This is a genomic window from Lentzea sp. CA-135723 (assembly GCF_050936595.1).
Taxonomy (GTDB): domain Bacteria; phylum Actinomycetota; class Actinomycetes; order Mycobacteriales; family Pseudonocardiaceae; genus Lentzea.
The window spans coordinates 1,054,689-1,069,014 of sequence record NZ_JBNJMK010000001.1; the positions used below are offsets into that span (position 1 = coordinate 1,054,689).

Sequence of the window (14,326 nt, forward strand, 5' to 3'; positions counted from 1 at the left end):
GGTGTCCAGCGGCAGCGCCGACACCTTCGTGCTCTACGTCCGTGACGCGCTCGGCGTCAGCACCCCCACCGCCGACTCCATCCCACCCCTGACCCCGGACGTCGAACGCCTGCACGACGTGTACGTGCCGGAGACGTTCGGGTCGGGGTGGGACCGGTGGTGGACCGAGTCGCTCATCACCGGCGGCGGAGGCAGACCGCCCGTCGGCGTGCCAGAACACCTGCGCGAGGCCTACCGGCGGTGGCGGCCCGACCACACCTCACCCGAGCAGACCCGGTCGCGCGACAACGCCCGCGCCGACATGTCCGACCTGCTTCGCGAGATCGTCGAACAGCTCACCACCGAACTCGGCCACGCGCCGGTGTTCTCCCTCAAGCTCGTCGAGATCCCCGTGCGGGGCCAGTTCTGGCGGCGCGTCAACACCACGACAGCGCTGGTGTCCGACGAGCTCCGAGCGTCGCGCAACCTCATCGCACCCCTGGAATCAGTGCTGCGAGAGCTTGCCCGCTGACGCGTTTTATGGCTTCGGACCAGGTGAAATACGGTCGGGAACATGGACTGGAGCCTGCACACCGCCGAAGCCCTCCTCACCGCCCTGCGCGCCGGAGACGTCACCTCGCAGCAGCTGACCGACGAGGCGATCGCCCGCATCGAACGCGACGACCACACCATCAACGCGATCTGCGTGCCCGACTTCGACCGCGCACGGGCCGCCGCACGCCACGCCGACCAGGCCCGCGCCCGCGGCGAGGACCGCCCGCTGCTCGGCGTCCCGGTGACGGTCAAGGAGTCCTACGACATCGCCGGACTGCCCACGACCTGGGGCATGCCCGAGCACCACGACCACCGGCCCGCCGAGGACGCGGTCCAGGTGGCCCGGCTCAAGAACGCCGGCGCCGTCATCCTCGGCAAGACCACCGTCCCCCTGGGACTGCAGGACATCCAGACCTTCAACGACCTGCACGGCACCACCCGCAACCCCTGGGACACCGACCGCACCCCGGGCGGCTCGTCCGGTGGGTCGGCGGCGGCGCTGGCGACCGGGTTCGGCGCGCTGTCCATCGGCTCCGACCTCGGCGGATCACTGCGCACCCCAGCACACTTCTGTGGCGTCCACGCCCACAAACCCACCCTCGGCCTCGCCGCCACCCGAGGCATGGGCGCGCCCCCGAACCCGCCCTCACCCGCCGAGCACGACCTCGCCGTCGTCGGCCCCATGGCCCGCGGCGCCCGCGACCTCGCACTCCTGCTCGACGTCATGGCAGGCCCCGACCCCCTCACGCACGGCAAGGCCTACACGCTGACGTTGCCGCCCGCCCGCCACGCACGACTCGCCGACTTCCGCGTCCTGGTCCTCGACGACCACCCGCTCGTCCCGACCTCCGCCGCCGTCCGCGCGGCCGTGCACCGAATCGCCGACGCCCTCACGAACGGCGGCGCCCGCGTCGACCGGCACAGCCCGCTGCTGCCCGACCTGGCCGACGCCGCGACCACCTACCTGGGACTGCTGTTCTCCGGCTCGGTCGCGAGGTTCCGCATCGACGAGCAACAGCTGCGCGAGCTGGAACTCAGCCACCACGACTGGCTCGCCCTCACCGCCCGCCGCGAGGTCCACCGGCACGGGTGGCGGCGGTTCTTCGACCAGTACGACGTCGTGGTCTGCCCGATCACGCCCACCCCGGCGTTCCCGCACGACCAGCACCCCGACGTGATGGCACGCCTCATCGACATCGACGGCGACCGGCGCCCGTACTTCGACCAGCTCGCCTGGGCGGGCCTCGCCACCATGCCCGGACTGCCCGCCACCGCCATTCCCGCAGGGCAGAACCAGGACCTGCCGGTCGGCGTGCAGCTCATCGGCCCGATGTTCGAGGACCGCACCCCGCTCAAGCTCGCCGCACTGCTCGAACCCGAGATCGGCGGCTTCCGGGCGCCTCAGCCGCGTTCGGCCAGCAACGCCTCACCCGTGCGGTAGAGCTCCACCAGCAACGGCCGCAGCGACAGCCCGGCGGACGTCAGCGCGTACGTCGTCCGCACGGGAAAGCCGGGGGAGCGGGTGCACGACACCAGCCCCTGCGCCACCAGCGACTCCAGCCGTTCGGTCAGCACCTTCGCGCTCAACGACGGCAACCCCGCCCTCAACTCGGAGAACGACCGCGGCCCGTGCATCAGGTCCCGCAGCACGAGCGTCGCCCAGCGGCCGCTGATCGCCGCCAGCGCGACCTCCACCGGGCAGTCCGCACTCGGGCGGTCCCACGTCACCGTTTGGTGACCCACGGAAGCGAACGCAACGCTGTCGGCATGCACCCCTCCAGTGTCGCCCACGACTTCGCCGCCGCCTTCAACGCGGGCGATCCCGCCGCCGTCGACGCCGTCTACGAACCCGGCGGCCTGTTCGTCCCCGCACCCGGCCTCACCGTCACCGGGGACGCCCGCCGCGACGCCAACCAGCGGTTCCTCGCCACGGGCCAGCCCATCCGGATCACCCCGCGGCACGTCTACGAACACGACGGCATCGCGTTGCTGATCGTCGACTGGACCATCGGCGACATCGAAGGCACCGCCACCGACGTCGCCCGCAGAGGCGCGGACGGCCGGTGGCGGTACGTGATCGACAACCCCTTCGGGATCAGCCAGGCGGCTCCAGAGCCCCGGTCATGATCGCCACCGCGTCCGACATCGACACCTGAGCCGGGTCGACGACGGCGATCCGGCGGCCCAGGCGCTGGATGTGGATGCGGTCGGCCACCTCGAACACGTGCGGCATGTTGTGGCTGATCAGGATCACCGGTAGCCCCCGCTCGCGGACCTGCAGGATCAGGTCCAGCACCGCGCGCGACTCCCGCACACCCAGCGCCGCCGTCGGTTCGTCCATGATCACCACACGGCTGCCGAACGCCGCCGCGCGCGCCACCGCCACGGCCTGGCGCTGACCACCCGACAACGTCTCCACGGCCTGGCCGGGGTGCTGGATCGTCATGATGCCCAGCGCGTCGAGCTGCCGGCGCGCCTCCTCCCGCATGCCCGCGCGGTCGAGCATCCGGAACACCGACCCCAGCACCCCCTTGCGGCGCCGTTCGCGGCCCAGGAACAGGTTCGCGGCGATGTCGAGCGAAGGCGCGACCGCCAGCGACTGGTGCACCGTCTCGATCCCCGCCCGCCGCGCGTCCAGCGGGGTGGAGAACGACACGGGGGAGCCGTCGAGGAACATCTCGCCCTCGTCCGGCACCACCGCCCCCGACAACGCCTTGATCAGCGACGACTTGCCCGCGCCGTTGTCGCCGATCACCGCCAGGATCTCGCCGGGCAGCAGCTCCAGGTCCGAACCTGCCAGCGCCGTCACCCGCCCGTACCGCTTGACCAGGCCCGACGCCCGCAGCACCGCCGTCATGACCTGACCTTCCTGATCCACTGGTCCAGCGACACCGCCACGATGATCAGCACACCGACCGCCATCGTCTGCCACAGCACGTCCACGCCCGCCAGCGCGAGGCCGTTGCGGAACACGCCGACGATCAACGCGCCGATCAGCGACCCCACCACCGCGCCACGGCCACCGAACAGCGACGTCCCGCCGATCACCACGGCCGTGATCGAGTCCAGGTTGTCGGTCTGCCCCGCCTGCGGGCTCGCCGACGCGATCCGGCCGATCAACGTCCACGCCGCCAGCGCGTAGATCAACCCCGCCGTCGCGTACACCCCGATCAGCACCCGCGTCGTGCGGATACCGGACAAGCGCGCCGCCTCGCCGTCGTCACCCGTCGCGTACACGTGCCGGCCCCACGCGGTGTTCTTCAACACGAACGCCATGGCCGCCACCAACAACACGAGCATCACCGAGCCGTACGTGACGCGAGCGCCGAACAGCGTGAACGTCTGGCCCGTCCACAACAACAACGACGGCATGTCCGTGCCGCGGATCGTCGCACTGCCCGAGTACCAGAGGTTCAGCGCGAAGAACACGTTCAACGTGCCCAGCGTGACGATGAACGGCGGCAGCTTCAGCCGCGTCACCAGCAGCCCGTTGAGCAGCCCGCACAGCGTGCCCACCGCGAACCCCAGCAGCAGCGCCGGCAACCCCGGCAGACCCGTCTCGGCCGCCACCTTCGCCATCACGATCGACGTCAGCACCATGATCGCCCCGCACGACAGGTCGATGCCCGCCGTCAGGATCACGATCGTCTGCCCCACCGCGAGCGTGCCCACCACCGCCACCTGCTGCAGGATCAGCGAGATGTTGCCCGGCGTCAGGAACCGCTCCGACAGCAGCGCGAACACGACCACCGCCACCAGCAGCACCACCGCCGGGCCGATCGTCGCCTGCGCGTGCAGCAGGTGCTGAAGACGCGTCAGCGGCGAGCGTTCCCGGGACTCCACCACGGCCATGCGATCAGCCCCAGCAGTTCTGCAGGCCCCACGCCGAGTCCTTCGACTCGACGCCGTCCGCCGGCTGGTCGGTCACCAGCGTCACGCCCGTGTCCGTGTTCTGCGGCTTCGACCCGTCCTTCGCGAACTTCGCCACCGCCTCCACGCCGAGCTGCGCCATCTTCAGCGGGTACTGCTGCGACGTCGCGCCGATCACGCCGGCCTTCACGTTGTTCACGCCCGGACAGCCGCCGTCGACCGACACGATCGTGACGTCCTTCTCCTTGCCCGCCGCCTTCAACGCCTCGAACGCGCCCGCCGCCGCGGGCTCGTTGATCGTGTACACGAGGTTGATCGACGGGTCCTTCTGCAGCAGGTTCTCCATCGCCCGCCGCCCACCCGACGGGTCACCGTCGGTCACGTCGTGCCCCACGATCCGGGGATCCGACTCGTCCCCGATGCGGGCCTTGTCCTTCACGTCGACGCCGAAGCCCTCCAGGAACCCCTGGTCGCGCTGCACGTCCACCGACACCTGGTTCGGGTTGAGGTCCAGCAACGCGATCTTCGCCTGCTTGCCCTCTTTCGCGAACTTCGCCTTCGCCCACTGCCCGATCAGCAGCCCCGCCTTGTAGTTGTCCGTCGCGAACGTCGCGTCGGCCGCGTTCGCGGGTTCGAGCTGCGTGTCCAGCGCGATCACCAGCAGACCCGCCGCCCGCGCCTTGTCCACCGACGGCACGATCGCCTTCGAGTCACTCGGCGTGATCAGGATGCCCTTCGCGCCCGACGCGATCAGGTTCTCGATCGCGTCCACCTGCGTCTGGTTGTCGCCGTCCTGCTTGCCCGCGAACGACTGCACCGTCACCCCGGAGGACCCCGCCGCCTGCTGCGCGCCCTCCTTCATCTTCACGAAGAACGGGTTCGTGTCCGTCTTCGTCACCAGCCCCACCAGCGTCGAGCCGCCGCCGGACGAGCCACCACCTCCGCACGCGGTGAGCACGAGCAACGCCGCTGCGCTGAAAACCCCGACCGTTCTGCGCATGACAACTCCTACGTCAACGTTGACGTATCCGGCCCTCCGCTGTATCACCGTGAGTAACGGAAGAGCGGCTACGCGTGATATCGATCGGGTATACCGTTTGCGTCATCGTTGACGCAAGAGGCCAAGGACGTGTGCGTGGAACCTGGAGCAGGAAGACGCGAACCCACCATGCGCGACGTCGCCGCGCTGGCGAAGGTCAGCACCAAGACCGTCTCCCGCGTCATCAACGGCCTGCCCGGCGCCGGCGCCGAGGTCACCGACCGCGTCCGCGCCGCCGCCCGCACCCTGGGCTACCGGCCGAACCTCACCGCCAGCGCGCTGCGCCGCTCCGACCGCCGCAGCGCCACCATCGGCGTGCTGTTCGAAGACCTCTCCAACCCCTTCGACGCCGCCCTGCTGCGCGCCGTCGAGGACCACGCCCGCCGCCACGGCGTCCTCGTCCTCGCGGGCAGCAACGAGGACGACCACGGCCTGCAACGCGAACTGCTGCTGTCGCTGTCCGCGCGCCGTGTCGACGGCGTCGTCGTCATGGCCGCCGGCGGACACCAGGACGCCCTGCAGCACGAACGCCAGCGCGGCACCCCGATGGTGCTCGTCGACCGGCCCCCCACCTTCGGCGGCACCGACTGCGTCACCACCACCAACCGCGACAGCGCGCGCGACGCCGTGCTGTCGCTGACCGCGCTCGGGCACCGCGACATCGCGTTCCTCGGCGACCGCCGCACCCTGTGGACCAGCCAGGAGCGCTACACCGGCTACCTCGAAGGCCTCGCCCACGCCGGCGTCGCACTGCGCACCGAACTCGTCCGCGGCGACCTGCACGGAGCCGGCCTCGCCTCGGACGCCACCGCCGCGCTGCTCGACCTCGACCGGCCGCCCACGGCGTTGTTCACCGCCCAGAACCTCGTCACCGTCGGCGCGTTGCGCGTCCTGCGCGCACGAGACCTGCACCGCCGTGTCGCCGTCATCGGATTCGACGACTTCCCGCTCGCCGACCTGCTCGACCCCGCGATCACCGTCGTGCGCCAGGACGTCCCCGGCATCGGCCGCAAAGCCGCCGAACTCGTCCTGGCCCGCGTCGACGGCGACACCTCACCACCCGTGCACGCCGTCGTCCCCGCTGCCTTGATCCGCCGAGGCTCCGGCGAGATCACCCCTACCGGCTGACCGACACCACCGCGTCGATCACCTGCGGCCCCGACACCAGCACCTCGTCGTTGTGGTCCGCCCCGTCGATCTCCACCAGCCGTGCCTTCGCCGCGCTCGCCACCTCACGGCTCTGCGCGGGCGGCACCACCGAGTCCTTCGTCCCGAGCAGCACGACCGCCGGAACGTCCACACCGGACACCCGTTCCAGCACGGGGTACTTGTCCTGCAACAACATCTTGACCGGCAGCCACGGGTAATGGTGCGACCCGGCCGCCGCCAGCGACGTGAACGGCGACCGCAGCACCAACGCCTTCGGCGCCCGGAACGTCGCGAGCTCCACCGCCACCGCCGCCCCCAGCGACTCCCCGAAGTACACGACCGGCCCGTCGATCAGGTCCAGCGCAGCCCGTGCGTCGTAGGTCAGCCCCTCCTCCGACGGCAGTCCGGGATTGCCGCCGTAACCGCGGTAGTCGAACAACAACACGGACAACCCACGCGCCGTCAGCCCCTGTGCGAGCGACAAGCGCCCTTCGCGGTTGCCGCCGTTGCCGGGGAACACGATCACCGTGGCCGGGGCGTCGGGCAGCTCGAAGTGCCAGCCGTCGAGCATGAGGCCGTCCGCCGTCACCAGCCGGACGTCACGGCCACCGGGCAGTACCTCGTCCGCGGACGGCACCGGGCCGGGGGAGGGGAAGTACACGAGCTTGCGCTGAAAGCTGAAGACCACGGCGAAGATGGTGACAAGCACCGCCGCGGCGATCAACACCGCCCTCCGCAACACCCCCACCTCCCGCCCGGACAGGCCCGGCACCGGGGCTGTGGATGATCAGCTGAGCGTGCGCGAGAACAGGGCCAGCAGCTCCGCCCAGTGCCGCTCCGCCGCCTCCTCGTTGTAAGCGGAGGTGTCCGACTGGGTGTAGCCGTGGTGCGCGCCCTCGTAGACCTCGCAGCGGTGCGTCACGCCCGCCTCGGTCAGCGCCTTCTCCAGGCGGTCGATCTGCTCCACCGGCATCGCCGCGTCCTGGTCGGCGTGCGCGAAGTACAGCTCGGCCGTGACGTTGCCGGCGAGCAGGTGCGGGCTGTCGGGGGCCTCGGAGGCCAGGTTGGCGGCGTGGAAGCCCGCCGCGGCCGCCACCCGGTCCGGGTAGGTGCCGGCGGTGCGCAGGGCGATGCCGGCGCCCATGCAGTAGCCCGTGACGCCGACAGGGCCGTCGGCGGTCAGCGGCGAGTCGGCCAGGTGGCGCAGGTAGGCCGAGGCGTCGCTCATCAGGCCGGAAGGCGTGAGCGACTGCATGATCGGCATGATCTTCTCGAACAGGGCCGGGCGGGAGTCCGCGTCGATGAAGTCCGGCAGGTCGAACAGCGGTGTGCGGCCCGCTCGGTAGAAGACGTTGGGCACCAGGACCACGTAGCCGGAGGCGGCCAGGCGGTCGGCCATCGCGGTCAGGTGCGGGCGCAGGCCGAAGGCGTCCATGTAGAACAGGACCGCCGGGAACGGGCCGTCGCCTTCCGGCCGGGCCAGGTAGGCGTCGGCGACGCCGTCCGCGGTGGTCACGTCCACGGTCTTGCCGGGCATGAAAGTCCTTCCGGAGGAAGTCAGTCGGCCGGTGCGAAGGGCACCAGGACGACGGTGATGTTGTCGTGGCCGCCCGCGTCCAGGGCGACCTTCACGAACTCCTCTGGGCCGCACGGCAGCAGCGGCTGGAGGTCTTCTGGCTGCGGGCGGTAGTTGTGCAGGCCGTCCGAGCACAGCAGGAACACGCCCGCCGAGGTCGGGCGGATGGTCGCCACCTGCGGCACGACCTGGCCCGCGTCGGCGCCGATCCAGCGCGACAGCACGTGCGCGCGGCGGTCGGTGCGGGCCTGCTCCTCGGTGAGCACGCCCTCGGCGACCAGCTGCGCGGCCCAGGTGTCGTCGGTCGTGAGCTGCTCGGAGCCCTCGTCCGCGAGCCAGTACGCGCGCGAGTCGCCCACCCAGCCGATCGTCACCGCGGTCTCGGTGACCAGCGCCGAGACGAACGTGCACGACGGCGCGACACCCCGCCCACCCGCTTCGAGAGGCTCGTTCTCGACCAGCTTCTCCACCGCGTAGCACGACGCGGAGACGGCGTCGATCATCGCCTGCTCCGGGTCCGCGGTGTCGATCAGGGCGTTCAGCAGCACGTCGACCGCGGCGTCGGCGGCGGCCTGGGAGGCCTGCTCCGCGCGTTCGGAGGACGCCACGCCGTCGCAGACCACGGCCGCGACACCCTTGCCCGCCACGTGCCCGAACGCCATCGAGTCCTCGTTGCGCGCGCGGCGCTTGCCCCGGTCCGAGACTCCGGACACGGCGCCCAGCGCGTACTCGACGCGGTCGCGGGCCGACGGCTGGTGCCGGCCGCACTGGGTGCAGTAGTCCTCGTCATCGATGTCCGGCGACCCGCACAGGATGCACGAGGCCTGCGCGGGACCGGTCGGTCCGCCCAGCGGCGTGCGGCGCACCAGCAGGTTGCGTCCGCACGCCTCGCAGAACCGGTCCTCCGCCGCCACCGGCTCGGAGCACTCCGGGCACTTCAGGGTGTCCATCAAACCAACGTCCTAGGCCTTACCGCGTTCGCGCGGTCCACCAATGCGATCCGTTCCTCCGGCGTGGCCGCGAACCGGGCGAGCGTGCGGTAGCGACGCTCCAGACCCAGCCGAAGCTCGTGTTCGGAGAGTGCACAGTCCAGCACCTTGCCCTCGGCGGCCTGATTGCGGGTCACGTAGTCGTACGCCGCCTCCAGCACCTCCGCCGACAACTGCGTGTGCGAGGCGACGTCGATGTCCAAGGCGTGCAAGCGTTCCCCGGCCGCCACGAGGTCCTCCGCCGCGCAGTCGCCGAGCTGCGCGCGCACCGCCGCCACCTGGGCCGGCAAGTGTTGTGAAGACGTGTCCGGAACCGACAACAGCACCTCGACCGCTCGCGCACGGTCACCACACGCGAGCAGCACCCGCGCCAACCCGAACGCGGCGGACACGAACGAGTGATCTGTGCGCCACACCAGCTCGTACCACGCGGCCGCCGGCTTCAGGTCTCCGAGAGCCTCGAAGCACACGCCCAGAGCCAGCTTCGGCGCCGCCTCACCCGGCACCGCCGAGCACACCGCGTCGAAGAACCCCAGCGCGTCGCCCGCACGCCCGTCCACCAGCGCCGCGAGCCCCCGGTACCAGTCGGGCCGCCAGTCCTCGGCGGGGTCGAGCTCCGGCTCGTCGAACATCGACGGCGCCGTCAACGCCTCCAGCTCCCGCAACGCCGCCTCGGTGTCGCCGGACTCGATCAGCACCCGCACGATCCGCAGCCGCACCTCCACCGTCAGCTCCGGCGCCTTGCGCAGCCCCGCCGGATCCGACGTCGTCGCCGTCGCGAGCCACGAGGCCGCCGCGTCCGAGGTGCTCACCGACGGCGCCGGCAGCGCCAGCGCCACCTCCGCGAGGTCCAGCGAGCCCTCCACGCCGAAGCGGCGGCGTTCCGGCGTGAACTGCCGTGACAGCCCCGGCCGCGCCACCCCGTCCTCCAGCGCCAGCACCTCGCGCAGCACGCCCGTCAGCTGTTCGGCCATGTCCTCGGCGGAGGAGAACCGCAGCTCCGGGTTCGGGTTCGTGGCGCGCAGCAGCAGCCGGTGGAACGACTCGAACCGGCCCAGCAACGGCTCCTCGGCCACCGTCGGCAGCCGGTCCTTGCAGCGGCCCCGGAAGTCGAACGGGAAGCTCATCACCGCCAGGGCCCGCCCGACCGTGTAGATGTCGGAGAACACCGACGGCCCGATCGTGCCGATCTCCGGCGCCTGGTAGCCGATCGTGCCGTAGATGGGGGAGTGGTGGTCGTCGATGCGCCGCACCGCGCCCAGGTCGATCAGCTTGAGCTGCTCCTCGGTGTGGATCATGTTGTCCGGCTTGAAGTCGCAGTACAGCAACCCCACCCCGTGCAGGTAGCCCAGCGCGGGCAGGATCTCCAGCACGTACGCGATCGCCTGCGCCAGGGGCAACGCCTCGTCGCCCCTGCCCTCCTTGCGCCGGCGCGTGATCATGTCCTTGATCGACTCGCCGCCCACGTACTCCATCACGATGTACTCGACGAGCTTGTTCAGCTCACGGCTCTCGTGCCGGATGAAGTTGTGGATCTTCACGATGTTCGGGTGCTCGACCTCGGCGAGGAACCGCCGCTCGGCCAGCGCCGCCGCCATCGCGTCCGCGTCACCCGAGTCGAGCAGGCCTTTCAGCACCACCCAGCGGTCGCTCACCGCGTGGTCCAGCGCCAGGTACAGCCACCCCAGGCCACCGTGCGCCAGGCACCCCAGCACCTCGTACTGGTCGTGCAGCACCTCGCCGGGCGCCAGCTTCGGCGTGAACGAGTACGCGTGCCCGCACTGCGGGCAGAACCCCTCCACCCGGCCCGGCTTGGTCTCGCTGCGGCGGCCGACCTTCTTGCCGCACTTCGAGCAGAACCGCTTCGCCTCCGGCACCTCGGGGTGCTCCAGCACGGCGGTCTTCGGGTCGCGGTAGGGCACCCGCGGCACCTCGACCAGGCCCGCGCCCAGCCGGCCGCGGCTCATCGACCGGCCGCTGCCGCGCCGCGCCCGCCCGGACGCCGACCGCGACACCTCCTGCGACGACGACCAGGGCGCGGTCCCCGGCGCCGTCTGCGGGCCCGTCTCCGGTAGCTCATCACTCATTCGCGCACACCCCCTAGTCCCGATAACGCGCGACGGGCGGCGCCGGTGCCGGGCCCAGCGGCGTGAGCCACCGGCCGTAGATCGCCGCCCACGTGCCGTCGGCGCGCATCCGCTCCAGCACCCCGTTGACGAACCGCACCAGGTCGTCCTGCCCCTTCGGCACCCCGACCCCGTACGACTCGTCGGTGAACCGCGCGCCGACCACCTCGGTGTACGGGTCCTGCGCCGCCAGTCCCGCGAGGATCGTGTCGTCGGTGGAGATCGCGTCGGTCTGCCCCTGCTGCAACATCACCAGGCAGTCCGTCCAGTTCGGCACGCTCACCGTCGTCTTCACCCGGTTCACCACGTTGTTCAGCGACGTCGACCCCGATGCCACGCACACCCGCTTGTCCGCGAGTCCCTCCACGCCGGTGACACCGGAGTTGCGGCGCACCAGCACCCGCTGCCCGGCCTGGTAGTAGACCTGTGAGAAGGCCACGTCCTTGAGCCGCTCGCAGGTGATCGTCATCGTGCGCACCACCACGTCCACGTCCCCGCGCTGCAGCATCGGGATGCGCTCCGCCGCCGTGACGACCTTGAACTGCACCTTCTTCTCGTCACCGAACACGGCCTTCGCGATCTGCCGCGCCACGTCGACGTCGAAACCCTCGATCTCGCCGGTGAACGAGTTGCGGAACCCCATCAGGTACGTGTTCTGGTCCACCCCGGCGATCAACCGGCCGCGCTGCGCGATCCTGGCCATGGTCGACCCGTCCGGCATCTGGTTCGCCGGCGGCAACGCCCCAGGCCGCAGGCTCGCCGTCGCGTCGCACGCCGGGGCGGCGCCGGCCGAGCTCGACGGCGCCGCCGACACCGTGCTCGCGTTCGCCGGCTGCGGCGCCGCGGCCGTGCGCGGCACCACCTCGCTCGGCGGCGGTCCCGCCGAACACGCCCCGACCAGCAGCAACACCGCCAGTGTCAGTCGCCTCATCGGTACTCCTTGAGCCGCTGCCACAGTCCCATCGTCGACCCGGCGGCGCTGATCGCCGCCAGCACCAGCACCCCGACGACCGTGCCCGCGAGCGACGCCCGCGCCACCGCCACCTCGTCGCTGAAGTCCTGCCGCGACTCGCCGATCCCGCTCACCAGCGCCTGGTCCAGCGAGTCGAAGTACGGGTTGTTGATCAACGCCACCGCGTCGGCGTACTGGCCGGCGTCGTCGGCCTCGCGGATGCGCTGGTGCACCTGCTGCCACTGCCGGAAGTGCCGCACCGCCTCGTCCACCGCCGCGGTGTTCCCCATCTTCGCCGCCTGGTCGAGCAGCCCCTCCAGCCGTTCCGACACCTCGACGAAGTTCTTCTCGTAGGACTGGCCCGCGCCGCGCGCGACCAGCGTCAGCGTCTCCTCGCCGCGCGCGGTCAGCGTCGCGATCCGCGCCTGGGCCAGCACGTCGACCTTCTTCGACGCCGCCCGCGAGTCCGACACGTCGTGCATCACCAGCACCGACACCGTCGTCACCCACAGCAACGACAACGCCGCCGCCCCGGTCGCGACCAGCAGGCCGACGTTGAGCAGCCGGTTCGTCCGGCGCGTCAGGTACCGCTGGGTGCCCACCAGCGCCACCACGAACCCCAGCGCGACCAGCACCGACACCCACGGGAACGTCGCCTCGTCCTGCGCGCGGGCCACCCGGTCCGTCTCCGCCCGGTACAGCTCCTGCGCCGCGGGCAGCAGCTGCGTGCGCATCAACCCCGACGCCTCGCGCAGGTAGGCCGCGCCCACCGGGAAGCCCTGCCGGTTGTTCGTGCGCGCCGTCTCGATCAGCCCTGTGTACACCGGCAGCTGCGCCGCCAGCGTCGCCGTCAGCTCCGGCGAGGACGCCGTGGCCACCGACAGCGCGGCCTGGGCCTGCGCGATGTCCGCCTCGTAGCGTTCCCGCAGCTCGGAAGGCTCCAGGCCGCCGGAGAGGAACGCGCTCGCCGCCGTCGCGTCCGCGTCCTGCAACGCCCGGTAGACCTCCTGCGCGGCGTGCGCGAGCGGCTCCGATCTCGTCGCCAGGTCCTCCAGCGCCCGTTCCTGCCGGTTCACGCTCCACGTCGTCAGCCAGCCGCTCGCCAGGCTCGCCACCACCAGCACCACGACGATCAGGCTCAGCCGGCCGGGGGTCGACCGCGCCAGACCGGTGACCCGGCGCACCAGCGCCTGCCGGGGACGGGAGTCGATCACCACGAGCGGGCCTCCCAGCGACGAAGTTGATCGGCGTGGCGTAACTGTAGGCACCCAGATGACACCGCGTGGGAATTAACGACGCATCCCGGCAGGCGTCACTCAGGTGTTACAGCGCGCGCGACTCGATCAGCCGATTGACGCCGTCGAGGATCATCTCCAGGCCGAACTCGAACGAGTGCTCGGGGGAGTAGGCGCTCTGGTGCGCCTCGCCGACCGCGCCGCCCACCCGTGCCGCCACCGGATACCGCGCCGGGTCGAACACGGTCATCAGCACCGGCGCCGCGGCGTCCCACCACTGCTGGTCGGTCAGCCCGGTCTCCTTCTCGGTCACCGCGGCCGCCGTCAGCCCGCGCGCCGAGTTCTGCACGTGCCCGAGCACGAGGTTGAGCACCGAGTCCATCTCCACGTCGGACAGGCCGATCCCGTCCAGCCCGCGCAGCTCGAAGTCGTACTTCGCCGCGACCTGCGGGCCCAGCACCGTCCGCGACGGCGCGACCTGCAACAACCACGGGTGCCGCCGGTGCAGCTCCAGGTTCTCCCTGGCCACGTAGGTGAGGTGGGTGCGCCAGCTGTCCTGCTCGTCGCGCCCGGTCGCGGCCTGCACCGTGTCGACCATGACGTCGATCAGCTCGCCCTTGCCCGGCACGTAGGTGTAGAGCGACATCGTCCCCACGCCCAGCGCCTCGGCCACGCGCCGCATCGACAACGCCTTCAGGCCGTCCGCGTCCGCGAGGTCGATGCCCGCCCGCACGATGCGGTCCACGCTCAGATCCGGCTTGCCCTTGCGCGACACCCGTTCCTGCGTGCGCCACAGCAACGCCAGCGTCCGCGCCGGGTCTCCGCTGCCCGTGTGTTCGATCACGAGCGCGACACT

The 14,326-nt window shown here is 71.3% G+C and carries 15 protein-coding genes; 4 read left to right on the forward strand and 11 right to left on the reverse strand.

Features of this window, described 5'->3' with window-relative positions:
• Position 1 precedes the first annotated feature (1 nt).
• Positions 2-511 (forward strand): hypothetical protein, encoded by a 510-nt coding sequence (locus tag ACQEU1_RS04375; protein WP_433196460.1) that lies wholly within the window; start codon positions 2-4, stop codon positions 509-511.
• 42 nt (positions 512-553) lie between these two features.
• Positions 554-1,975 (forward strand): amidase, encoded by a 1,422-nt coding sequence (locus tag ACQEU1_RS04380; protein ID WP_433196462.1) that lies wholly within the window; start codon positions 554-556, stop codon positions 1,973-1,975.
• On the opposite strand, the gene ACQEU1_RS04385 is transcribed toward ACQEU1_RS04380, so the two are convergent.
• On the reverse strand, positions 1,936-2,277 hold the full coding sequence (locus tag ACQEU1_RS04385) for a winged helix-turn-helix transcriptional regulator (protein WP_433196464.1): 342 nt from the start codon (positions 2,275-2,277) through the stop codon (positions 1,936-1,938). The two genes, ACQEU1_RS04380 and ACQEU1_RS04385, sit on opposite strands and share 40 nt — an antisense overlap.
• A 24-nt stretch (positions 2,278-2,301) precedes the next feature.
• Here ACQEU1_RS04385 and ACQEU1_RS04390 point away from each other — a divergent pair, with 24 nt between their 5' ends.
• The gene (locus ACQEU1_RS04390; protein WP_433196466.1) at positions 2,302-2,661 is read left to right on the forward strand and encodes a YybH family protein; all 360 of its coding nucleotides are present in this window, start codon (positions 2,302-2,304) and stop codon (positions 2,659-2,661) included.
• Here the strand turns inward: ACQEU1_RS04390 and ACQEU1_RS04395 are convergent.
• The 3 genes from ACQEU1_RS04395 to ACQEU1_RS04405 are packed head-to-tail and all read right to left on the reverse strand — an operon-like array spanning position 2,630 to position 5,404.
• Complete coding sequence (locus ACQEU1_RS04395; protein WP_433196468.1) at positions 2,630-3,391, reverse strand: ATP-binding cassette domain-containing protein; 762 nt, start codon at positions 3,389-3,391, stop codon at positions 2,630-2,632. The two genes, ACQEU1_RS04390 and ACQEU1_RS04395, sit on opposite strands and share 32 nt — an antisense overlap.
• The gene (locus ACQEU1_RS04400; protein WP_433196470.1) at positions 3,388-4,386 is read right to left on the reverse strand and encodes an ABC transporter permease; all 999 of its coding nucleotides are present in this window, start codon (positions 4,384-4,386) and stop codon (positions 3,388-3,390) included. The genes ACQEU1_RS04395 and ACQEU1_RS04400 overlap by 4 nt, the downstream gene beginning before the upstream one ends.
• A 4-nt stretch (positions 4,387-4,390) precedes the next feature.
• Positions 4,391-5,404 (reverse strand): sugar ABC transporter substrate-binding protein, encoded by a 1,014-nt coding sequence (locus ACQEU1_RS04405; RefSeq protein ID WP_433196472.1) that lies wholly within the window; start codon positions 5,402-5,404, stop codon positions 4,391-4,393.
• Between the two features lie 135 nt (positions 5,405-5,539).
• Here ACQEU1_RS04405 and ACQEU1_RS04410 point away from each other — a divergent pair, with 135 nt between their 5' ends.
• Positions 5,540-6,571 carry a LacI family DNA-binding transcriptional regulator gene (locus tag ACQEU1_RS04410; protein ID WP_433196474.1) on the forward strand — a complete coding sequence of 344 codons (1,032 nt, stop codon included), beginning with the start codon at positions 5,540-5,542 and terminating at the stop codon, positions 6,569-6,571.
• Here ACQEU1_RS04410 and ACQEU1_RS04415 read toward each other — a convergent pair.
• The 7 genes from ACQEU1_RS04415 to ACQEU1_RS04445 form a co-directional block, all read right to left on the reverse strand.
• Complete coding sequence (locus ACQEU1_RS04415) at positions 6,561-7,334, reverse strand: alpha/beta hydrolase (RefSeq protein ID WP_433196476.1); 774 nt, start codon at positions 7,332-7,334, stop codon at positions 6,561-6,563. The genes ACQEU1_RS04410 and ACQEU1_RS04415 overlap by 11 nt on opposite strands.
• Before the next feature lie 45 nt (positions 7,335-7,379).
• The gene (locus tag ACQEU1_RS04420) at positions 7,380-8,129 is read right to left on the reverse strand and encodes a dienelactone hydrolase family protein (protein WP_433196478.1); all 750 of its coding nucleotides are present in this window, start codon (positions 8,127-8,129) and stop codon (positions 7,380-7,382) included.
• A 20-nt stretch (positions 8,130-8,149) separates the two neighbouring features.
• Positions 8,150-9,118: a PP2C family serine/threonine-protein phosphatase gene (locus ACQEU1_RS04425; RefSeq protein ID WP_433196480.1), complete on the reverse strand. Its 969-nt coding sequence runs from the start codon at positions 9,116-9,118 to the stop codon at positions 8,150-8,152.
• Entirely contained in the window at positions 9,118-11,244 is a 2,127-nt protein-coding gene (locus tag ACQEU1_RS04430; RefSeq protein ID WP_433196482.1) for a tetratricopeptide repeat protein, read from the reverse strand. Before ACQEU1_RS04430 ends, ACQEU1_RS04425 begins: the two co-directional genes overlap by 1 nt.
• A 13-nt stretch (positions 11,245-11,257) precedes the next feature.
• Positions 11,258-12,214 (reverse strand): glutamate ABC transporter substrate-binding protein, encoded by a 957-nt coding sequence (locus tag ACQEU1_RS04435; RefSeq protein ID WP_433196484.1) that lies wholly within the window; start codon positions 12,212-12,214, stop codon positions 11,258-11,260.
• A complete protein-coding gene (locus ACQEU1_RS04440; protein WP_433196486.1) occupies positions 12,211-13,452 on the reverse strand; it encodes a hypothetical protein in 1,242 nt (413 codons plus the stop codon). Before ACQEU1_RS04440 ends, ACQEU1_RS04435 begins: the two co-directional genes overlap by 4 nt.
• Before the next feature lie 106 nt (positions 13,453-13,558).
• Entirely contained in the window at positions 13,559-14,314 is a 756-nt protein-coding gene (locus ACQEU1_RS04445; RefSeq protein ID WP_433196488.1) for a TetR/AcrR family transcriptional regulator, read from the reverse strand.
• Positions 14,315-14,326: the final 12 nt, after the last annotated feature.